Source organism: Tenacibaculum sp. XPcli2-G, from assembly GCF_024124505.1.
GTDB lineage: Bacteria > Bacteroidota > Bacteroidia > Flavobacteriales > Flavobacteriaceae > Polaribacter > Polaribacter mesophilus.
In genome coordinates this window covers 75963-93077 of record NZ_JAMXSH010000004.1, presented here as the reverse complement: position 1 = coordinate 93077, position 17115 = coordinate 75963, and the positions used below count along the sequence as shown (strand labels likewise).

The window sequence follows — 17115 nt, the reverse complement described above, 5'->3', positions numbered from 1 at the left end:
AATGAAAAACAAATTTTTCACACTCATATTATTAACAACTATGTACTCTTTCATTAGTTGTGGAAGTGATAATGATTTACCATCTGAACCAATAAAAGTGGTAATAGAAGGAGCAGAAGTAAGCCCAGAAGTAGGTGGGCCTAATCAACCAAACCAAGTATATATTGACTTAAGTACGAATACAACAACAGAGATAAAGAGAGACTCTTGGGATTTAGGATTTTATTCTGGAAGTGAGTTTAGAGTTGTTATTAATGGTTCAATATCTATGGCGGCTGCTAAATTATCTACAACAGATATAGATGCGGTTAGCTCTTCAACCCAAGAAGTAAAAGATTTACAGCCTTTAGTAAGAACGAATACATATACTGATGAAAGTGCCCCTTTTGTTGATCATCCTAGTGGTGATATAACAAAAACGGCAATTGCTGAAATTGAAGTAACAGAGGCAAATAATAAAGTATATTTAGTAAATCTTGGTTATGAAGTAGCAACAGATAAACCAGCTACAGGTAGCTACTCTGCAAATGGAGATGAAAGAGGTTGGAAAAAAATTAGAGTTTTAAAAGAAGGAGATGCTTATGTTTTACAGTATGCAGATTTAGATGCTACTACGCATAAAGAAATTGTAATAACGAAAACGGAAGGATATCACTTTACATTCTTTAGCTTTAATACAGAAGCTAAAGTTAATGTTGAGCCCATGAAAGAAAACTGGGACTTAAACTTTACAATTTTTACAAACTTATTACCTGGATATGGTCCGTATGTATTTCCAGATTTTGTAGTAAATAATATAAAATCAAATGTTAAAGGATATATGATAGATACAGAAGAAGAAAGTTATACATATAATGATTTTACCTTAACAGATGTAAAAGTAGAAAATTTTGGTAATACTCAAACAGCTATCGGTAGTAGTTGGAGGGCAGGAGGAGGTCCTAGTTCTTTACCTTCTCGTAAAGACAATGTTTTTTATGTAATAGAAGATACTGATGGAAATTTATATAAGTTAAAGTTTTTAGCATTAACAAATGATGCAGGAGAAAGAGGTTATCCTGAGTTTGTATATAGCTTATTAAAGTAAAGATTTATTTATTAAATTTTGTTAATTTTTGTTGTGAAAGGCTATCTAACCGAAAGGTTGGGTGGCTTTTCTAGTTAAAAAGGTTTAGTTAATGAGTTTTTCAGCCAAATACTTAGAGGTGTATGATTCTTTATTTTTAGCTAATTCTTCAGGGGTGCCTGCAAAGATTAAGTTTCCACCTTTTTTTCCACCCTCTAAACCAAGATCAATAATATAATCAGCGCATTTAATCAATTCAATATTGTGTTCAATAACAATAATTGAGTGTCCTCTTTCAATTAACGCATTAAAAGAAGCTAATAACTTTTTAATATCATGAAAGTGTAATCCAGTAGTAGGTTCATCAAAAATAAATAAAGCTTTGTCTTTAGTATTTCCTTTTACTAAAAAAGAAGCTAGTTTTATACGCTGTGCTTCACCACCAGAAAGGGTAGAAGATGATTGTCCTAACTGTACATACCCTAATCCAACATCTTGTAAAGGTTTTAATTTTTTAGCTATTTTGGTTTGTTTGTGTTCTGTAAAAAAAGCAACAGCATCATCAATAGTCATATTTAAAATATCATCAATTGATTTTCCTTCAAAAGTTACTTCCAGTACTTCTTTTTTAAAGCGTTTACCACCACAGGTTTCACACTCTAAATGTACATCAGCCATAAATTGCATTTCTATAGTAACTTCTCCTTCACCTTTACAAACTTCACAACGACCACCATCTACATTAAAAGAAAAATGTTTAGGTTGGTAGTTTCTTATTTTAGATAGTTTTTGAGACGAAAGTAGCTTACGAATATCATCATACGCTTTTATATACGTTACAGGGTTAGAACGTGAAGAACGGCCAATAGGATTTTGATCGATAAACTCTACATGCTTTAACGAGTCAAAGCTACCCGTAACATCAGTGTGTTGTCCTAATTTTTCACCATATCCAACCAGTTTCTTCTGCATAGCAGGATATAGGATTTTTTTAACTAAGGTACTTTTACCACTACCAGAAACTCCTGTAATAACGGTTAAATTGTTAAGCGGAAAAGAAACATCAATGTTTTTTAAGTTATTTTCACGAGCCCCAATAATATCAATAGAATTTTTTGATGTTCTTCTACTTGTAGGGATCTCAATTTTTAACTCTTCAGATAAATATTTAGCTGTAAGAGACTCAGATTGTAAGATATCTTTAAAAGTTCCTTCGGCAACAACATTTCCACCATAAGTTCCTGCTTCTGGGCCAATATCAATAATATAATCGGCCTCTTTCATAATGTCTTCATCATGCTCAACTACAATTACGGTGTTACCTAAATCACGTAGGTTTTTTAACACGCCAATGAGCCTTTCCGTGTCCTTTGGGTGTAATCCAATACTTGGTTCATCTAAAATATACATAGAACCTACTAATGAACTTCCTAGCGAAGTAGCTAAATTAATTCGTTGACTTTCTCCACCAGATAACGTATTAGATGTTCTGTTTAATGTTAGATAGCTTAAACCAACATTTGTTAAAAACTGGAGACGATTGTTAATTTCGGTAAGTAAACGTTTACCAATTTTTTCTTCGTATTTGTTTAATTCAATATTATTGAAGAATACCGCTAACTCATCTAGAGGTAGGGTTACTAATTCATCAATAGTTTTACCGTATACCTGAACGTAGTTGGCTTCTTTGCGTAAACGTTTTCCATTACATTCGGTACATTTTGTTTTTCCGCGGTAACGAGAAAGCATTACACGGTTTTGGATTTTATAGCTTTTCTCTTCTAATTTTTTGAATAAATGATTAATCCCTTTAAATTTTTTTGTTCCATTCCAAACCAAGTCTTTTTGTTCATTAGTAAGTTCAAACCATGGTTTATGAATAGAAATCCCGAATGCTGAAGCATTTAGAATTAAATCATTTTTATATTTTTTGTAACTATCTGTTTTAAAAGGGAAAATAGCATCTTCGTAGATAGATAATCCTGTGTTAGGAATTACTAAATCTTCATCAATACCAATTACATCTCCATAACCTTCACAGGTTGGACAAGCTCCGTATGGGTTATTAAAACTAAATAAATGAGTGTTAGGCTCTAAGAATGAAATTCCGTCTAATTCAAATTTATTACTGAATTCAACAGTACTATTATCTGATAGGTTTTCGATATAGCAAATACCTTTTCCCTCAAAAAAAGCCGTTTGTACAGCATCTCCCAAACGGTTGTAAAAGTCTTCTTCGTCTTTTACAACAATTCTATCAACAACTAATTGTAATTCATTTCCCTTAAAATCTTTTACAGGAAACTCATCAATTCTGTATACGGTATCTTGATATTTTAAACGAGCATATCCTTGCTGTGTTAGTACTTGTAAAACAGTTTTTATATCTCTGTCTTTATTAATATGTATAGGAGCAAGTAATAATAACTTTGAACGTTCCTCAAAATTTTTTACATGATTGATAACATCAGAAACTGTATGTTTTTTTACTTCATTACCCGAAATAGGAGAGAAGGTTTTACCAATACGAGCAAATAATAATTTAATATAATCGTATATCTCTGTAGATGTACCAACTGTTGAACGTGGATTAGTAGCGTTAACTTTTTGCTCAATAGCAATGGCAGGAGCAATTCCTTTAATGTAATCAACTTTGGGTTTGTGTAGTTTTCCTAAAAACTGACGAGCATATGAACTTAAACTTTCTACATAACGGCGTTGTCCTTCAGCATACAAAGTATCAAAAGCTAGAGAAGATTTACCTGAACCAGAAAGTCCAGTAATAACTACTAATTTATTACGAGGAATAACTACATCAATGTTTTTCAAATTGTGCAGTTTAGCTCCTTTTATTATAATATTTTCTTTAGGATTAACAGTTGATATATCAGTCTTCATATACTCAAAAAATAAGCGATAAAAATACAATTTTCTATGTTAGAAATAAAACAAGAAGAAGTTCATTTTTAAACAGAAAAAGAGCTCTAATCCTTTTAACTTTTATGATTTGAATAAAAAAACTAAACAAGTATAGTTTCTGATACAAATGGATCAATCGTTTCTTTAAAGTTTTCATTTTGTAAGCCAGTTAGCTCATGGTTAATAAATATATTGTCTCTCTCTGAAACGACTACTAATTTAGAAACATTTGAAGGGAATAAATCCATTTGTTTTAAATCAACTTCAATACTACTCATTGTTCTAGCATTTGTGAAATAATATGTACGTTCATTATGACTTGAAATAGATGTCCATAAAGTTTGTGCGATGTTTGGATAGTTGTTTAAAGTTGATTTGAAATTAACAGGTACAGAAGCATTCATTACTACAGATTGAGATTGGGTTAATGAATCTGCTGTACTTGTAGCTTCATATAAATGATTTAGATAATAAGAAGCTCGAGCAAATCTATCAGATGGAAAAGGTCCTCCAGGTAAAGTATTACTTGGAAAATTATTTTCATTGTTCCATTGCCATCTCCAGAATTGGTTTAATTCAATTTGTTTTGCATATGATGGTTCGTTGGTCATAACCCTGAAATTTTTATTATTGTAAATGATAAATTCTCCGTTATGAATTTCGATAATAGCAGATTTCCCAAGTATATCAGATACCGATAAATGCAGTGAAGCCTCTTTAGTAGAACCAGGAACTTTTCCTCCAATTAACTGAATTTGAGTTTCGGCTTCTTTGCTAAACTTAGCAATTACTTCAGAAACAGAACAACAAGTATCCAATACAAATTGTACCCATCTTAATACATCCAATTTTTTACAAGAACTTCCATCTGCTCTATGATATGTAGCGTTACTATCATATAAAAGATTTGCAACAAGCCCTTCAGAATTTATTCCGTCAGATGCACCAAATGGAGCTTCCGTACCTACCATGGTAACAATACTATTATATCTTGGAGTCCAGGTTAAAGAATGTTCATTTTCAGGTGTTGTTCCTGATTTTATGATATCCTCATTAGAATCTACTTTAAAAGCAAAAATAGTAGTTGGCATTTGGGTTGCCCAGTCCATATTTCTGGCTGTAGTTAAATATTTTTTATTGTAATTGTTGAATACTCTAGTACACATAGTTTAAGATTTTTTAGATGATAACATGTGCTAATGCAGGATTAGCTTTATTAGAAGCCTCTTTAGGGTTCTCTTCTATAACCGTAAAAGGTTTTCCGTCAAAAAGATTCGCATATAGAGCTGTTGACTCCGCATCTTCACTAGTAGATAAAGCTTTTCCTGTTTCTTTACTAGCTAATACCATTCTTAAGATACCGTTTTTTAATGTCCATGCGCAAATACTAGATGAACTTACAGATAAGAATGGCTTAACCACTTGTACTCTAGAGGTAGCTGCTTTTACGTCCATATAGCTGTCTTTTGTATCGGCAACTTTGTAATAAAAGGAGTCAGATGATTTTTTGTAGTTTTCTAGTTCAAAAACTACAGCTTCTTCTTTTGATCCATTACTATAGAAGATGTCTTTTTTTAATTTAACATACCCAAAGTCTTTTCCGTCTTGTTCTAATTTTAATATAATTCTTTTGTTCATTTTAATATAAGTTTATAGTTAGTCCCTACTCATATGGCTTTTCGGGGGCGCCTCGTTTTTATAGTAGTTTCTGAACTCTACGTTTGGTTAATTTGAAAACTTAGATAGCGCTATAGTTGTTTTCTGATGTGAAATTACTTTTAAACTAGCCAGGTAATGAGTTGAATGTTGTGAATGAGTAATTATATGTTGTGAAATAGATTCAATAAATCAAGAATGTATTTTAAACAAAAAAGACTACCTCATTTGGTAGTCTCTTATTGTTCTAATATGATAACTTAATAGTCTATCTTTGAATAGAAGCTGAAAATGATAAAATTGGTGTAATACCACTTGTATCACAAGGACTTTGATTTTGAATTCTTACAATATTAGGGACGTCTTGTGCGGGAACTATAACCGAACGGGAATTTCCTTTTGATAAGCTACCAGAAGCTATTACATGGCCTGTTTGGTTATTATAAATAGCGTATTTAATAGAATCATAACTAGGATTAGTTAGTGCTATAAAAATGGCGCTTCTAGGATCAGATGCAATAGCAGGAGCTGCACTTGAACAATTGATATTTCCTGAAATTACAGATGAAGATTTTATTTCTAAAAAATCTGTTGTTAATACTTGATTACTCATAATTTTAATATTTAAAGTTTAGTTACCTACTCATATGGCTTTTCGGGGTGACGCCTCGTTTTTATAGTAGTCTCTGAACTCTACTTGATTATTGTAGAAAACATCTGATAGCGCTATTTTTTGTTATCTGATATAAAACTACTTGTTAAAAGGCTTGTAGATAAGATAAATGTTGTGGGGGAGTAATTTTATGTAGTGAATAGAGAATAAATGGGTATAGAAAGAAGTAGAAAAGGGTATTATGTGTTTTTAGAAACAGTAAGAATAGTTGTTATTTTAAAATGGAAAAATTATTGATAAGGTCTTTGTATTTATCACTATAATATACAAGATGTTGGTTTTTTAGAAGTAAAGAGTTTTTTGAGGTAGTTATTTCTTCAATAGCTTCTGTGTTTACAATATACTTTCGATGAACTTGTTTAAAAAGTTTATCGTCAAGGTAGCAGTTAACCTTACTCAACGATATTTGAATTACAAATTTTTCTTGTTCAGCAACAATGTTACAATACCTGTTTTCTACTTCAATATAAATAATGGTAGAGATATCTACTTTTTTTAAAACACCTCTTTTTTTAATGAATAAATACTGATTACTTATTACTGTATCTTGATCATTACTAGCGTAAACATTAGACTGATTGTAAAATTTTTCGATAGCCATTTCAATGCTGTATAGTAGTTCTAATTCATTAAAAGGTTTTAGTAAAAAGCGAAAAGGCTTGGTGAGTTTGGCACGTTCAAAAATTTGTCGATCTTTAGAAGAGGTTAAAAAAACAAAAGGCTTCAAAGAGTTAGGAATTGTAGATATGGTTTCGGCAAAAGTAATTCCCTCAGGGTTTTCTCTTAAAAAGATATCGATAATTACTAAATCTACCGCTAATTTGTAAAATAGAGAAATAGCTTCTCTGTATGTACTAGCAATTCCTACTACATTAAATTCTTTTTGAGTTAACATAGTGTTTAATTCAGAAGCAATTTCTTGATCGTCTTCAATAATTAAAATGTTTATTCTATCCATTTATTATGGTTTTTTAAAACGTAATAATACTTGAGTTCCTTTACCTTCAGTACTTTTAATAGTAAATGTAGCGTTGTTTTTTTGAGCTAACGTTTTGCATAATTGTATTCCTAACCCAGTGCCAATTTCTTGTTGATTCCTTTTTTTGTTTAGTAAAGAAGTTTCTTTGAGTAGGTTATTTACTATTGTTTTATTCATTCCAATACCATTGTCTTTAATAGTAAATTGAATAAGATTATCCACTTCTTTTGAGTGTACTGATATTATTCCGTTATTATGAGAAAACTTAATAGCATTGTCTAATAAATTTCTAATGATTATTTTTAGAGAGTCAATGTCAGCAAAAATAAAAGTAGCTGTAGGAATTTGATTTTGAAATGAGATATTTTTACTTTTAAAAAGAGGAATGAAATTATATTCTACTTGTTTTACAATAGAATGTAAGTCGACAGATTCTTGATGAAAATACAATTGCTTTGTTTGTAATGTAGCCCAGTTTAGCAAGTTTTCAAGAAGGTTGTAAGTAGTATTGGCAGTAGTGATATTAGAAAGAACAATATTACTTAAAAGAGAATCTTTTAAAGGAGTGATTTTTTTGAAAAGATTGATATTGGTTCTTTTTATTAAATCTACAGAAGAGCGTAAGTCATGACTCACAATAGAAAACAATTTGTCTTTTGTTATATTTAAAAGATTTAATTCTTCTTTTTGACGTGTAATTATTTGATGATTTTTGTTTTTTTGGATATAAAAGTAAACGCTGATAATTAGTAAAAAAAGTAGAAGAAAAGATGAAATTAACAAGTTGTTTCTCTGACTCTCTTTTAATTTATTTTGAGAAGCCAATAAATCAATTTCTTTTTGCTTTTGATTAATAGCTAACTTTTTTTCAAACTGAGCAACCGACCATATTTTTTGTTGATTGGTAAGTGAATCTTTCCATTTTTCAAATTCTTTTCTGTATGCTAAGGATTTGGCAAAGTTCTTTCGGTTTTCTTCAACTACAGACATATTTAAAGCAGCTTTCCTTTTTATCTCAAAATCAGAAACTTTATTTGATAATTCATAAGCTTTTTCAAAATAAGGTATGGCTATATTGTCTTTGTACTGTGTGTAATATACATTGGCAAGATCCATATATGAACCAATTAAACGCAAAGTATCTTTGTTTTTCTCTTGTAGTTGAGTACTTTTTAAAAGTAAAGAAGTGGCTTTTTCATAATCTGAAAGATGAAAATAAGCAATACCAATATCGTGAATAACAGAACTTTTATTGTAGTTAATTATATTAGAGTCTGTTATATTATTTAGTTGTTCAAAGTAAGAAATAGCTTCTTTATAAGAGCCTTTTTCTAAAGCAATGCCACCTAAGTTTCGTATTATTTTATAATAAAAAGGGAAGTTAGTAGTTACTTTTTCATATTCTTTTAAGCTTTCTTTATATATTTTTTTCTTCATAAAACTATATCCACGCATATAATGGATATAGTTATTAACATTTTGTTGTTTGTTAAATAATAAAGCTTTAGAAGAGAAAACAAGAACAGAATCCCATTCTTTTTTTAAAAAGAAATGGGAAGACTTAATAAAATTATTTTCTCTTAATCCAAGCTTATTAATTTCCTTTTTGAAAAAGTAAAATTGATCCTTATTCTTTTCCTGAGGAAAAATAAAAGAGTACAAAAACAACAACGTTATAAACAAAAACGTTTTGTTACATTTCATATGTAAATTTATTAACTAGTTAGTCAGTTGTTTGCACCGTTGTTTCAGTTCCTCTAGAAGTTTTAGGGTCGATATTCCAAATAAAAGCTTGAATAACCTTTATGTCGCTTAAGCTAATATGAGAAGGAAAATCACTAGTACTATTTGTAGTAAAATTTACAGTATAAGCTCTATATTCATTTGGGCTTGGGTAGTCTCTTAAAATCTTAGCTTGTTCTTGGCTACAAGATAAAAATAACTGTAATTTACAATTACCAAAGTTGCTAATAGAGAATAGTTGATGAACATTTACAAATGATAGTTTTTCTTGTGAGTCTACAAAAAATAAAACCTTAACGTTTATGGCTGTTTTTGTAGCGTTAAATTTAGCTTCTACTAAAGAAGGTAAAGGTTGTTTAAAATTATTTTCAAAGGTAATATGACCAGTAGCTAAAATGTTTTTTTCTTGAACTTTTAGAATTAGTTCTCCAGGTGGATAAATGATTAACTCAGGTGAGTTTATATTATTGTTCATAGTTTCGGGGGTAATTTATGGTTAAACTTACTATAAATATAAATAGTTTAAGTGATAAGTAAAGTAATATAGATGAATTATTCGTGCTATTTTTAGAGTAGTTTTACTATTTATGGTAAATTTTTAAGACATTTTTTGTATTTATTAATAAAAAATTTAATATTTGTAACTCATTATTAATCAATAAATAATAGCTTATAGTAAAATAATTACTTTTATAACTTAATATCCCCTAACAAAAAGAGTACTAGTTAGTTGCTCTTAAAAAAAAGTAATTATTATGCAGCACATTGTAGATGATAGTGTATTAGTAAAGAACTATATAAATGGTAATGAATATGCCATAGAATTATTGATTAAACGCCACCAACAACGACTTTATAGCTTTATTTATAGTAAAGTACAAAATAGAGATACTACAGAAGATATTTTTCAAGACACCTTTATAAAGGTTATAAGAACGCTAAAAAAAGGAAATTATAACGAAGAAGGTAAATTTTTACCATGGGTAATGCGTATTGCTCATAATTTAATTATTGATTTTTTTAGAAAAAACAATCGCATGCCTACGTTTAATAATACAGAAGAGTTTGATATTTTTTCGGTATTAAGTGATGGAACTTTGAATGCAGAAGGAAAAATAATAAAAGAACAAATATTAAATGATGTTAAAGAATTAGTTGAAGAGTTGCCCGAAGAACAAAAAGAGGTTTTAAAAATGCGTATTTATAACGATATGAGTTTCAATGAAATATCAGAGAATACTGGCGTTAGTATAAATACAGCACTTGGTAGGATGCGTTATGCTTTAATTAATTTGAGAAAAATAATTGAAAAAAATAAAATTATCTTAGTTAGTTAAACAATATTTAAAAAAAAGCATCGTTAAATCATTGATAATAAGTATTAATAAGGGAATATATGATGCAAGTTTACTCTAAGAAGTCTCCTGACTTTAAAATGGAACCTAAACAAGAAACAGTTCAATATTTGATTAATTTTTCCAAATCGTTAACAGTAGTTAAAACAAAATCAAACTATCTCATTGAATTGAATTTGAATTAAGAGTGGGAAAAGCTTCAACAAGGTTGGGGCTTTTTTTATGCTTTCTTTTTATTATAATCGTCTATTACCGATTTTCTTCCAACTGTCTTAGTGATAATATCATTTTCTAGCTTCCAACCTCGAGCAGGAGAATATTCACGTCCATAATAAATAATTTGTAAGTGTAATTTATTCCATAATTCTTTAGGGAATAAACGTTTTGCATCTTTTTCAGTTTGTGCAACACTTTTTCCGTTAGATAAATTCCAACGATACATCAATCTATGAATATGGGTATCTACAGGAAAAGCAGGAATATCAAAAGCTTGCGACATTACCACACTAGCAGTTTTATGCCCTACAGCTGGTAATTCCTCCAAGGCATCCATATCAACAGGAACTTCACCATTATGTTTTTCAATTAAAATTTTCGATAAACCGTGAATTCCTTTTGATTTCATAGGAGACAAGCCAACTGGTTTGATAATCTCTCTAATTTCATCAACAGTAAGCTTTACCATGTCGTACGGATTATCAGCTCTTTCAAATAATAAAGGAGTAATGATGTTTACACGTGCATCGGTGCTTTGAGCAGACATCAATACAGCAATCAACAAGGTGTAGGGGTCTTTATGGTCTAAAGGGATGGGAGTTTCAGGATATAATTCTTCTAAAGTATCTATAACAAACTGGACTTTTTCTGCTTTCGTCATTGCTTTATAAAATTTGAAAAAATCAAAGGTACAAAGAAGCTTCGTATGTTTTATGGATAATCAAAATCAACTTTGTAACTTTGACGTAATAACTTTGAAGCAAAACAATATGACAACATTAAAAATAGGAGATAAGGCACCAAATTTTGAATCGGTAGACGAAAAAGGAAATACTGTAAAGCTTTCTGATTATACAGGGAAAAAACTAGTATTGTTCTTTTATCCGAAAGCAAGCACACCTGGTTGTACAGCTGAAGCTTGTGACTTACGTGATAATTACAAAACGTTTTTAGCAAAAGGCTATGATGTTTTAGGGGTGAGTGCAGACTCAGCAAGACGTCAGCAAAACTTTATCAATAAAAATGAATTACCTTTTCCTTTATTAGCAGACGAAAGTAAAGATGTAATCAACGCTTTTGGTGTTTGGGGACCTAAAAAGTTTATGGGAAGAGAATATGATGGAATTCACCGTACTACTTTTGTAATTGATGAGAAAGGAGTAATTGAAGATGTAATTACGAAAGTAAAAACAAAGGAACACGCAAATCAGATATTAAAATAATGGTATATCTATTTAATAAAAGAAAAAAGTCGAGTATTTACTCGACTTTTATTTTTTGTGGACTTACCCTAAATTCTTCTGTAGGTTTTATTACTTCTGTAGCGGAGGCAAGTTCTTTTTGTAATTCTCTACTTGTTTTAGTGCTACCATCATGACTCCATCCTGGAGGCATAAACACGTATTTTAGTCGTGTTGTAAAAGGTAAACTCTTTTTTCGTTTAAAGAAGTCGTTAAAAATTTCTTTCCATTCATGGAAGATAATGTTAATAGGTCCCTTGTCTTCTAATGGTTTGGTCAAACCATAACGTAATTTTTCATATTCAGTTTCATCCTCTTCAGCTTGAAAAGTTCCAAAAATACGATCCCAAATAATCAATACCATTCCCATATTTTTATCTAAATACTTAGTATTAGAGGCATGATGGACTCTATGGTGAGATGGAGTAACAAAAATGTATCCCCACCAACCTAATTTACTTTTAATAAAATTAGTATGACATAATGTTCCGTAGTTTTGATTCATGGCATATGCAAACATAATATGCAAGGGCATAACACCTAGAAAAGCTAACGGTAAAAAGAACATATACCTAAACAAAGGCTGTAAAACTGGAGATCTAAAACCAGTTGAAATGTTGTAAAATTCAGAGTTGTGATGTGTTACGTGTACAGCCCAGAAAAATCGTGAATGATGATCTACATAATGGTGTATGTAGTACAAAAAGTCTTGACCAATAAAAGCTAATAACCAATATGCCCATGACATGTTACCTTCCCAGTCGATAATTCTGTATTGATAACAAAACCCCATAATGGCAAAAGAAACAACCTTCATTAGTAAATCTAAGCTAAAGTTAACTAAAGCAAAGTAAACATTAGTAGCTGTGTCTTTAAAATCGTAGTTTTTAGCTTTAGCTCTATAACTAAAGTACATTTCAATTAAAATTACTGAAATGAAGAAAGGAGCACTCCAGTAGTATAATATATCTTGATTGAATATGTTGCTCATGCTATTTTTTTAGATTGCAAAAATATTTAATTTTAATCAATTTAACTGTTAAAATTTATAGTCTTTCCACGATCCAGTTTTTAAAACTATAGAAGTTTTGAGGAGCAACTCCGTGACCTACGGGGTATTCTGAATATTCATTTTTTAACTTTAAGTCTTTCAGTATAATAGGAGCTTTACGTGCCCAATCTATAGGAAGGACTTGATCTACAGTTCCGTGAGAAATATAATAATCTGTTGTAATAGAGTTGTCTATTTCAGTAGGTAATAACTCTTCGTTAATATAACCGCTTAAAGCAACTACATGTTGTACTTTGTTAGGGTATTTAAAACTTAGCGCATAACTTAAAATAGCTCCTTGGCTAAATCCTAATAAAAATGTTTTATCAGGGTTGGTATTGTATTTCTGTTTGATTTCGTCTATAAAAGAAGCAATCTTATCAACTGATTCAGCTGCTTGTTTTAAATCAGAAAATTTACCGTTAACTGAATCAAAATTTATAGCATACCAAGCATAACCACCATAACCCATATCGTGAGGAGCTCTAGCACTTACAATTAATAAATCGTCTGGTAATTCTTCTGCAAATGAAAATAAATCTTGTTCGTTGCTACCATATCCGTGTAATAAAATTAATAAGGGAGGGTTAGCGTTAGAGGTTTTAGGCTCTCTTACAATATGTTGTAAACTCATGTATTAAATTCCTTTAAATAGGTTTTGAAATTGTTCTCCAACAACTGGTACAAGCTTTTTTTCTCCTTTTAAAACTGCTAAAAGGCTAATTAACCAAAGTACAAATAATAGTACTCCTACAGCCCAACCTATTGTATTTCCTAAATATTTATAAACAATCCACATATTCACCATATACAATATATTTAGCCCTAGCATTTGCCTAATGTAAAAACTAGCAAAAGCATTTTTTTTGTTCATGTTTAAAACGAAAGCTATGATAAGTCCTATAATTGTGAAGTGGCTAATAATTGCTTCAGTTTTTCCTTCGTTTACTGTTAGATTTTCCATGATTCTATGAGTTTAAAATTAGTTGACTATTATTGTAAATACCATAAACTTTTCCTTCTAGTTTTTTCCCTAGAAAGATACTGTTTTTTGAGGTAGAAACAATGTTTTGCTCTGAGAAAGTATATGCTCCATCAGGGGTAAAAACAGACAAACTAGCTTTTTCATCTTCTTTTATGGAAGCTAATTCAACATTAAAACGTTTTCTAGGATTGTTAGATAAACAGTTGATGATAGTTTCTAAATCTAATACAGTATTTAGCGCTCCAAAAGCACTTTCTAAACCAATAGTACCGTCTTTTGCAGTAGAAAACTCTACTTTTTTATGTTCAATGTCTATAGGATTATGGTCTGATGTAATTATATCAATAATTCCTTCTTTTAAAGCTTGTATTAGAGCTTTTTTATCTTCTTCTGTACGTAGGGGAGGATTTACTTTTTTATTAGCTTCAAAGCCATGTAGTTCATCATCTGTCAAAACTAAATTATGTACAGCAACACTACACGTTACATCTAAGCCTTTTTCTTTTGCTTCTTTTATAAGTTGAACAGACTTAGCAGTTGAGATAGTAGGAATGTGTAATTTACCTCCTGTATATTCTAACAAAAATAAATCGCGAGAAATTTGAATTTCTTCTGCAAGTGCAGGAATTCCTTTCAATCCTAAAAGCGTACTATTTTTACCTTCGTTAGCAACACCTTCACCAGCAATTAAATTGTTTTTAGGAAAGCTTAGTACCAATCCGTCAAAATTTTGAGCATATAACAATGCTATCTTTAACAAATTATCATTGCTAACGGGTTTGTTATAATCACCAAAAGCAATAGCACCTGATTGTTGCATGTCGTACATTTCAGACATTTCAACACCTTTACTTTGCTGTGTTAAGGCTCCAATAGGATGAATGCTAGTTGCAGCTCCGTTTACTTTATTAATCAAAAACTCAACAGCCGATTTATTATCAACTGTAGGGTGTGTGTTTGGATTGATCGCTACATGAGTAAACCCACTTTTAGCCGCTACTTGAACACCATGTTGCAAGGTTTCTCGCTCTTCATAACCCGGCTCTCCAAAAGAAACACTCGTATCAAACCAACCCGGAGATACATGAAGATTTTCAAGCTCTACAACTTGATAAGTTTCTTCATCAGCAATGTTGTTGTCTATTTTGGTAATAATACCGTCGGTAATTAAAATATCTTTAGTTTGTTGGTGGTAAGGACTAGAAGCATCTATTATTGTTGCCGATTTAAGCAGCGTTGTCATGGTTTAAAGAATTTTAAAATCAAAATTTCTAAAAGCAAAGATACAATAGCTAAGCCCAAAAACCATTTCCAAAGCCATTGAATTTTGTTTTCATCATTAATATTTTCCAAGGTGTTTTTAACTGAAGTAGATATAGTCATATCATTAGCTTCAGAAAATGTTAAAAAATCTAAGGCACTTTCACTTTTGTTATAATTAAAAGCAACATTTCTAAGCACATTATTTCCTTGTTGTATTTGATAAAAGCCGGCAACTAAAGGTTGATCTTTAGTTGTAATACGTGTTTTATTTTGAAAAGTTTGTTGCAAAGGAATAAAAGGACCTTTGCTACAAACAATACTTAAAACTTCATCTTTACCTAGCTGTTTATCAATATCAATAGTATTTTGTTTGTCTATGGTATAATACAATTCAGAAAGTTGTAAACTTTGTTTTCCGATGTTATAAAAAACAGGCACAATTAAAGGTGAGTTCGTAAAGTTACTATTGTCTTTATTTAGAGAACCTGCTAGCCAATACATAGAAGCATTTGGTAGATTAATCTGTTTAATAAAGCCTTGTTTGTTTTCAAAAGAAATAATGTTACTAGCATTCTTAAATTCTGAATTAAAAGAAGTTTTCACAAACGGATATTGGAAATTAGCTACCTTCTTTTCGAAAACATTTTTTAAAAGAGGATGATTATAATTAATCGAAGTAACCTTTAAACTATCATTCTTTTTAGAAAGTAATCTTCCTGTATTTAGCTTCCCGAAAAAGTTGTTATAAGAAGAAAGTACTGACTCTTTATTGGGAATTATAACAAGATTTCCACCTTTTTTAGTATAATTTTCTAAACTATTCAGAAGTGTTTCAGGAATACTTTCCAACTCATTTAATACAATAAGATGTTGCTTATCTATCAAATTATAGTTGGCATTTTGTAGCGTAGAAGAAGTAAAGTTAAATTCTTCTTTGGTATAAATCCGTTGTAAGAAGTTATTTGATTCTCCAATTGCTAATACATTAATTTTTTCGTTAGCATTAATGGTAAAATAAAACGAATTATCAAACCCATAAGTGTCGTTAAAATTAATAGCAACTCTACCTAAAAACATTGGAGTTTTTACAACAGAAAAAGTAACTTCCGTAGTCTTGTTTTCCTCAATACTAAAGGTTTGTTTATTCAATAACTTGTCATTATTGTAAATGGCAATAGGAATGTCATTTTTAGCATTTCCTTGATTTCTAACAACAATATGTACGTTGAAATTAGAACCTCCATTATCATCTACAAAAACACTATCAATAGAAATGTTGCTTTTTTGTTCAGGTACTAACTTTACAAAAGAAGTATTTTTAGGAGCGTTGTCAATTTCCTCTTTTTTAATGTTTTGAAAATCAGAAATCACAATGTTTTTGGAAGAAGAAGCTATAGACTTATGCTCACTAGTCATTTTTAAAAAAACATCAGCAAGGTTTCTGTTTTTAGCAGTATTAGTTGTTTTTAACAGCTCTTCTTTTAGTTCAGAAACTGTTTTATTTGCGTAAAAATGGTTGTTTGTAAGTAAAGAATACTTAGTTTTTTCTGTTGAGTTTTCAATAATTTCTTGAGTAGCAATTTGCAGTAAATTACCTTTTTCTCCAACAGCGCTAGTACTTAAAGAATTATCAAGATACATAAAGAAATGTTGTTCTTCATTTGCTTTGTGGTTACTAAAATATGGCTGAGCAAAAGCAAAAATAAGGGCAGTGAGTAGCAGTAAACGAGTAGCTAAAATCAGCCATTTTTTTATACGAGAACTTTTACGTGTTTGTAACACTAACTTTTGTAAAAAAGCTACATTGGTAAACGGAACTTTTACAAATCGCTGTAGTTGGAACAAGTGTACCAAAATAGGAATGAGTAAAAAAGCTAAGAAATATAAAATCTCAGGATGTTTAAACTGCATAATTGTAATTTACTAACTGTAAAAATACCTAAATAGATGGTTTAAAAAAGAATGTAG

The 17115-nt window shown here is 30.3% G+C and carries 16 protein-coding genes; 3 read left to right on the top strand and 13 right to left on the bottom strand.

The genetic code is table 11. The annotated features are described in order from the left end of the window. Position 1: 1 nt before the first annotated feature. On the top strand, positions 2-1087 hold the full coding sequence (locus NH341_RS11360; RefSeq protein WP_253056945.1) for an HmuY family protein: 1086 nt from the start codon (positions 2-4) through the stop codon (positions 1085-1087). A gap of 84 nt (positions 1088-1171) precedes the next feature. On the opposite strand, the gene uvrA is transcribed toward NH341_RS11360, so the two are convergent. The 7 genes from uvrA to NH341_RS11325 all read right to left on the bottom strand — a co-directional run bounded on the left by uvrA (position 1172) and on the right by NH341_RS11325 (position 9511). Next, entirely contained in the window at positions 1172-3964 is a 2793-nt protein-coding gene (uvrA, locus tag NH341_RS11355; RefSeq protein WP_253056943.1) for an excinuclease ABC subunit UvrA, read from the bottom strand. Positions 3965-4086: 122 nt separating this feature from the next. After that, positions 4087-5151, bottom strand: a complete 1065-nt coding sequence (locus tag NH341_RS11350) for a linear amide C-N hydrolase (protein ID WP_239180642.1) — start codon at positions 5149-5151, stop codon at positions 4087-4089. A 13-nt stretch (positions 5152-5164) separates the two neighbouring features. Beyond that, positions 5165-5623: a hypothetical protein gene (locus tag NH341_RS11345; RefSeq protein ID WP_253056941.1), complete on the bottom strand. Its 459-nt coding sequence runs from the start codon at positions 5621-5623 to the stop codon at positions 5165-5167. A 286-nt stretch (positions 5624-5909) separates the two neighbouring features. Further along, entirely contained in the window at positions 5910-6254 is a 345-nt protein-coding gene (locus NH341_RS11340; protein ID WP_239180646.1) for a hypothetical protein, read from the bottom strand. Positions 6255-6525: 271 nt separating this feature from the next. Continuing rightward, positions 6526-7272 carry a LytTR family DNA-binding domain-containing protein gene (locus NH341_RS11335; RefSeq protein ID WP_239180648.1) on the bottom strand — a complete coding sequence of 249 codons (747 nt, stop codon included), beginning with the start codon at positions 7270-7272 and terminating at the stop codon, positions 6526-6528. Positions 7273-7275: 3 nt separating this feature from the next. Further along, the gene (locus tag NH341_RS11330) at positions 7276-8730 is read right to left on the bottom strand and encodes a tetratricopeptide repeat-containing sensor histidine kinase (RefSeq protein WP_239180650.1); all 1455 of its coding nucleotides are present in this window, start codon (positions 8728-8730) and stop codon (positions 7276-7278) included. A 286-nt stretch (positions 8731-9016) separates the two neighbouring features. After that, positions 9017-9511 (bottom strand): hypothetical protein, encoded by a 495-nt coding sequence (locus NH341_RS11325; protein WP_239180652.1) that lies wholly within the window; start codon positions 9509-9511, stop codon positions 9017-9019. 280 nt (positions 9512-9791) lie between these two features. Between NH341_RS11325 and NH341_RS11320 the strand changes: the two genes are divergently transcribed. Continuing rightward, complete coding sequence (locus NH341_RS11320; protein ID WP_173360714.1) at positions 9792-10373, top strand: RNA polymerase sigma factor; 582 nt, start codon at positions 9792-9794, stop codon at positions 10371-10373. Between the two features lie 238 nt (positions 10374-10611). Here the strand turns inward: NH341_RS11320 and nth are convergent, their stop codons facing one another. Then, entirely contained in the window at positions 10612-11268 is a 657-nt protein-coding gene (gene nth, locus NH341_RS11315; protein WP_239180654.1) for an endonuclease III, read from the bottom strand. Positions 11269-11377: 109 nt separating this feature from the next. Between nth and bcp the strand changes: the two genes are divergently transcribed. Then, positions 11378-11830 carry a thioredoxin-dependent thiol peroxidase gene (gene bcp, locus NH341_RS11310; protein ID WP_047789216.1) on the top strand — a complete coding sequence of 151 codons (453 nt, stop codon included), beginning with the start codon at positions 11378-11380 and terminating at the stop codon, positions 11828-11830. Positions 11831-11867: 37 nt separating this feature from the next. Here the strand turns inward: bcp and NH341_RS11305 are convergent, their stop codons facing one another. The 5 genes from NH341_RS11305 to NH341_RS11285 are packed head-to-tail and all read right to left on the bottom strand — an operon-like array spanning position 11868 to position 17058. Then, a complete protein-coding gene (locus tag NH341_RS11305; protein ID WP_253056939.1) occupies positions 11868-12839 on the bottom strand; it encodes a sterol desaturase family protein in 972 nt (323 codons plus the stop codon). A gap of 55 nt (positions 12840-12894) precedes the next feature. Further along, entirely contained in the window at positions 12895-13533 is a 639-nt protein-coding gene (locus NH341_RS11300) for an alpha/beta hydrolase (RefSeq protein ID WP_167713538.1), read from the bottom strand. Positions 13534-13536: 3 nt separating this feature from the next. Next, positions 13537-13863, bottom strand: coding sequence for a hypothetical protein (locus tag NH341_RS11295; protein WP_073181181.1), 327 nt, complete (start codon positions 13861-13863; stop codon positions 13537-13539). 4 nt (positions 13864-13867) lie between these two features. Next, the gene (locus NH341_RS11290) at positions 13868-15127 is read right to left on the bottom strand and encodes a dihydroorotase family protein (protein ID WP_253056937.1); all 1260 of its coding nucleotides are present in this window, start codon (positions 15125-15127) and stop codon (positions 13868-13870) included. Continuing rightward, entirely contained in the window at positions 15124-17058 is a 1935-nt protein-coding gene (locus NH341_RS11285) for a BatA domain-containing protein (RefSeq protein WP_253056934.1), read from the bottom strand. Before NH341_RS11285 ends, NH341_RS11290 begins: the two co-directional genes overlap by 4 nt. Positions 17059-17115 lie beyond the last annotated feature (57 nt).

Excerpts from the sequence above, each read along its gene's own strand:
- bcp (WP_047789216.1), top strand. The coding sequence starts at position 11,378 with ATGACAACATTAAAAATAGGAGATAAGGCACCAAATTTTGAATCGGTA.
- NH341_RS11335 (WP_239180648.1), bottom strand. The coding sequence starts at position 7,272 with ATGGATAGAATAAACATTTTAATTATTGAAGACGATCAAGAAATTGCT.
- NH341_RS11325 (WP_239180652.1), bottom strand. The coding sequence starts at position 9,511 with ATGAACAATAATATAAACTCACCTGAGTTAATCATTTATCCACCTGGA.
- NH341_RS11360 (WP_253056945.1), top strand. The coding sequence starts at position 2 with ATGAAAAACAAATTTTTCACACTCATATTATTAACAACTATGTACTCT.
- NH341_RS11305 (WP_253056939.1), bottom strand. The coding sequence starts at position 12,839 with ATGAGCAACATATTCAATCAAGATATATTATACTACTGGAGTGCTCCT.
- NH341_RS11290 (WP_253056937.1), bottom strand. The coding sequence starts at position 15,127 with ATGACAACGCTGCTTAAATCGGCAACAATAATAGATGCTTCTAGTCCT.
- NH341_RS11330 (WP_239180650.1), bottom strand. The coding sequence starts at position 8,730 with ATGAAGAAAAAAATATATAAAGAAAGCTTAAAAGAATATGAAAAAGTA.
- nth (WP_239180654.1), bottom strand. The coding sequence starts at position 11,268 with ATGACGAAAGCAGAAAAAGTCCAGTTTGTTATAGATACTTTAGAAGAA.
- uvrA (WP_253056943.1), bottom strand. The coding sequence starts at position 3,964 with ATGAAGACTGATATATCAACTGTTAATCCTAAAGAAAATATTATAATA.
- NH341_RS11320 (WP_173360714.1), top strand. The coding sequence starts at position 9,792 with ATGCAGCACATTGTAGATGATAGTGTATTAGTAAAGAACTATATAAAT.
- NH341_RS11300 (WP_167713538.1), bottom strand. The coding sequence starts at position 13,533 with ATGAGTTTACAACATATTGTAAGAGAGCCTAAAACCTCTAACGCTAAC.
- NH341_RS11285 (WP_253056934.1), bottom strand. The coding sequence starts at position 17,058 with ATGCAGTTTAAACATCCTGAGATTTTATATTTCTTAGCTTTTTTACTC.
- NH341_RS11340 (WP_239180646.1), bottom strand. The coding sequence starts at position 6,254 with ATGAGTAATCAAGTATTAACAACAGATTTTTTAGAAATAAAATCTTCA.
- NH341_RS11295 (WP_073181181.1), bottom strand. The coding sequence starts at position 13,863 with ATGGAAAATCTAACAGTAAACGAAGGAAAAACTGAAGCAATTATTAGC.
- NH341_RS11345 (WP_253056941.1), bottom strand. The coding sequence starts at position 5,623 with ATGAACAAAAGAATTATATTAAAATTAGAACAAGACGGAAAAGACTTT.
- NH341_RS11350 (WP_239180642.1), bottom strand. The coding sequence starts at position 5,151 with ATGTGTACTAGAGTATTCAACAATTACAATAAAAAATATTTAACTACA.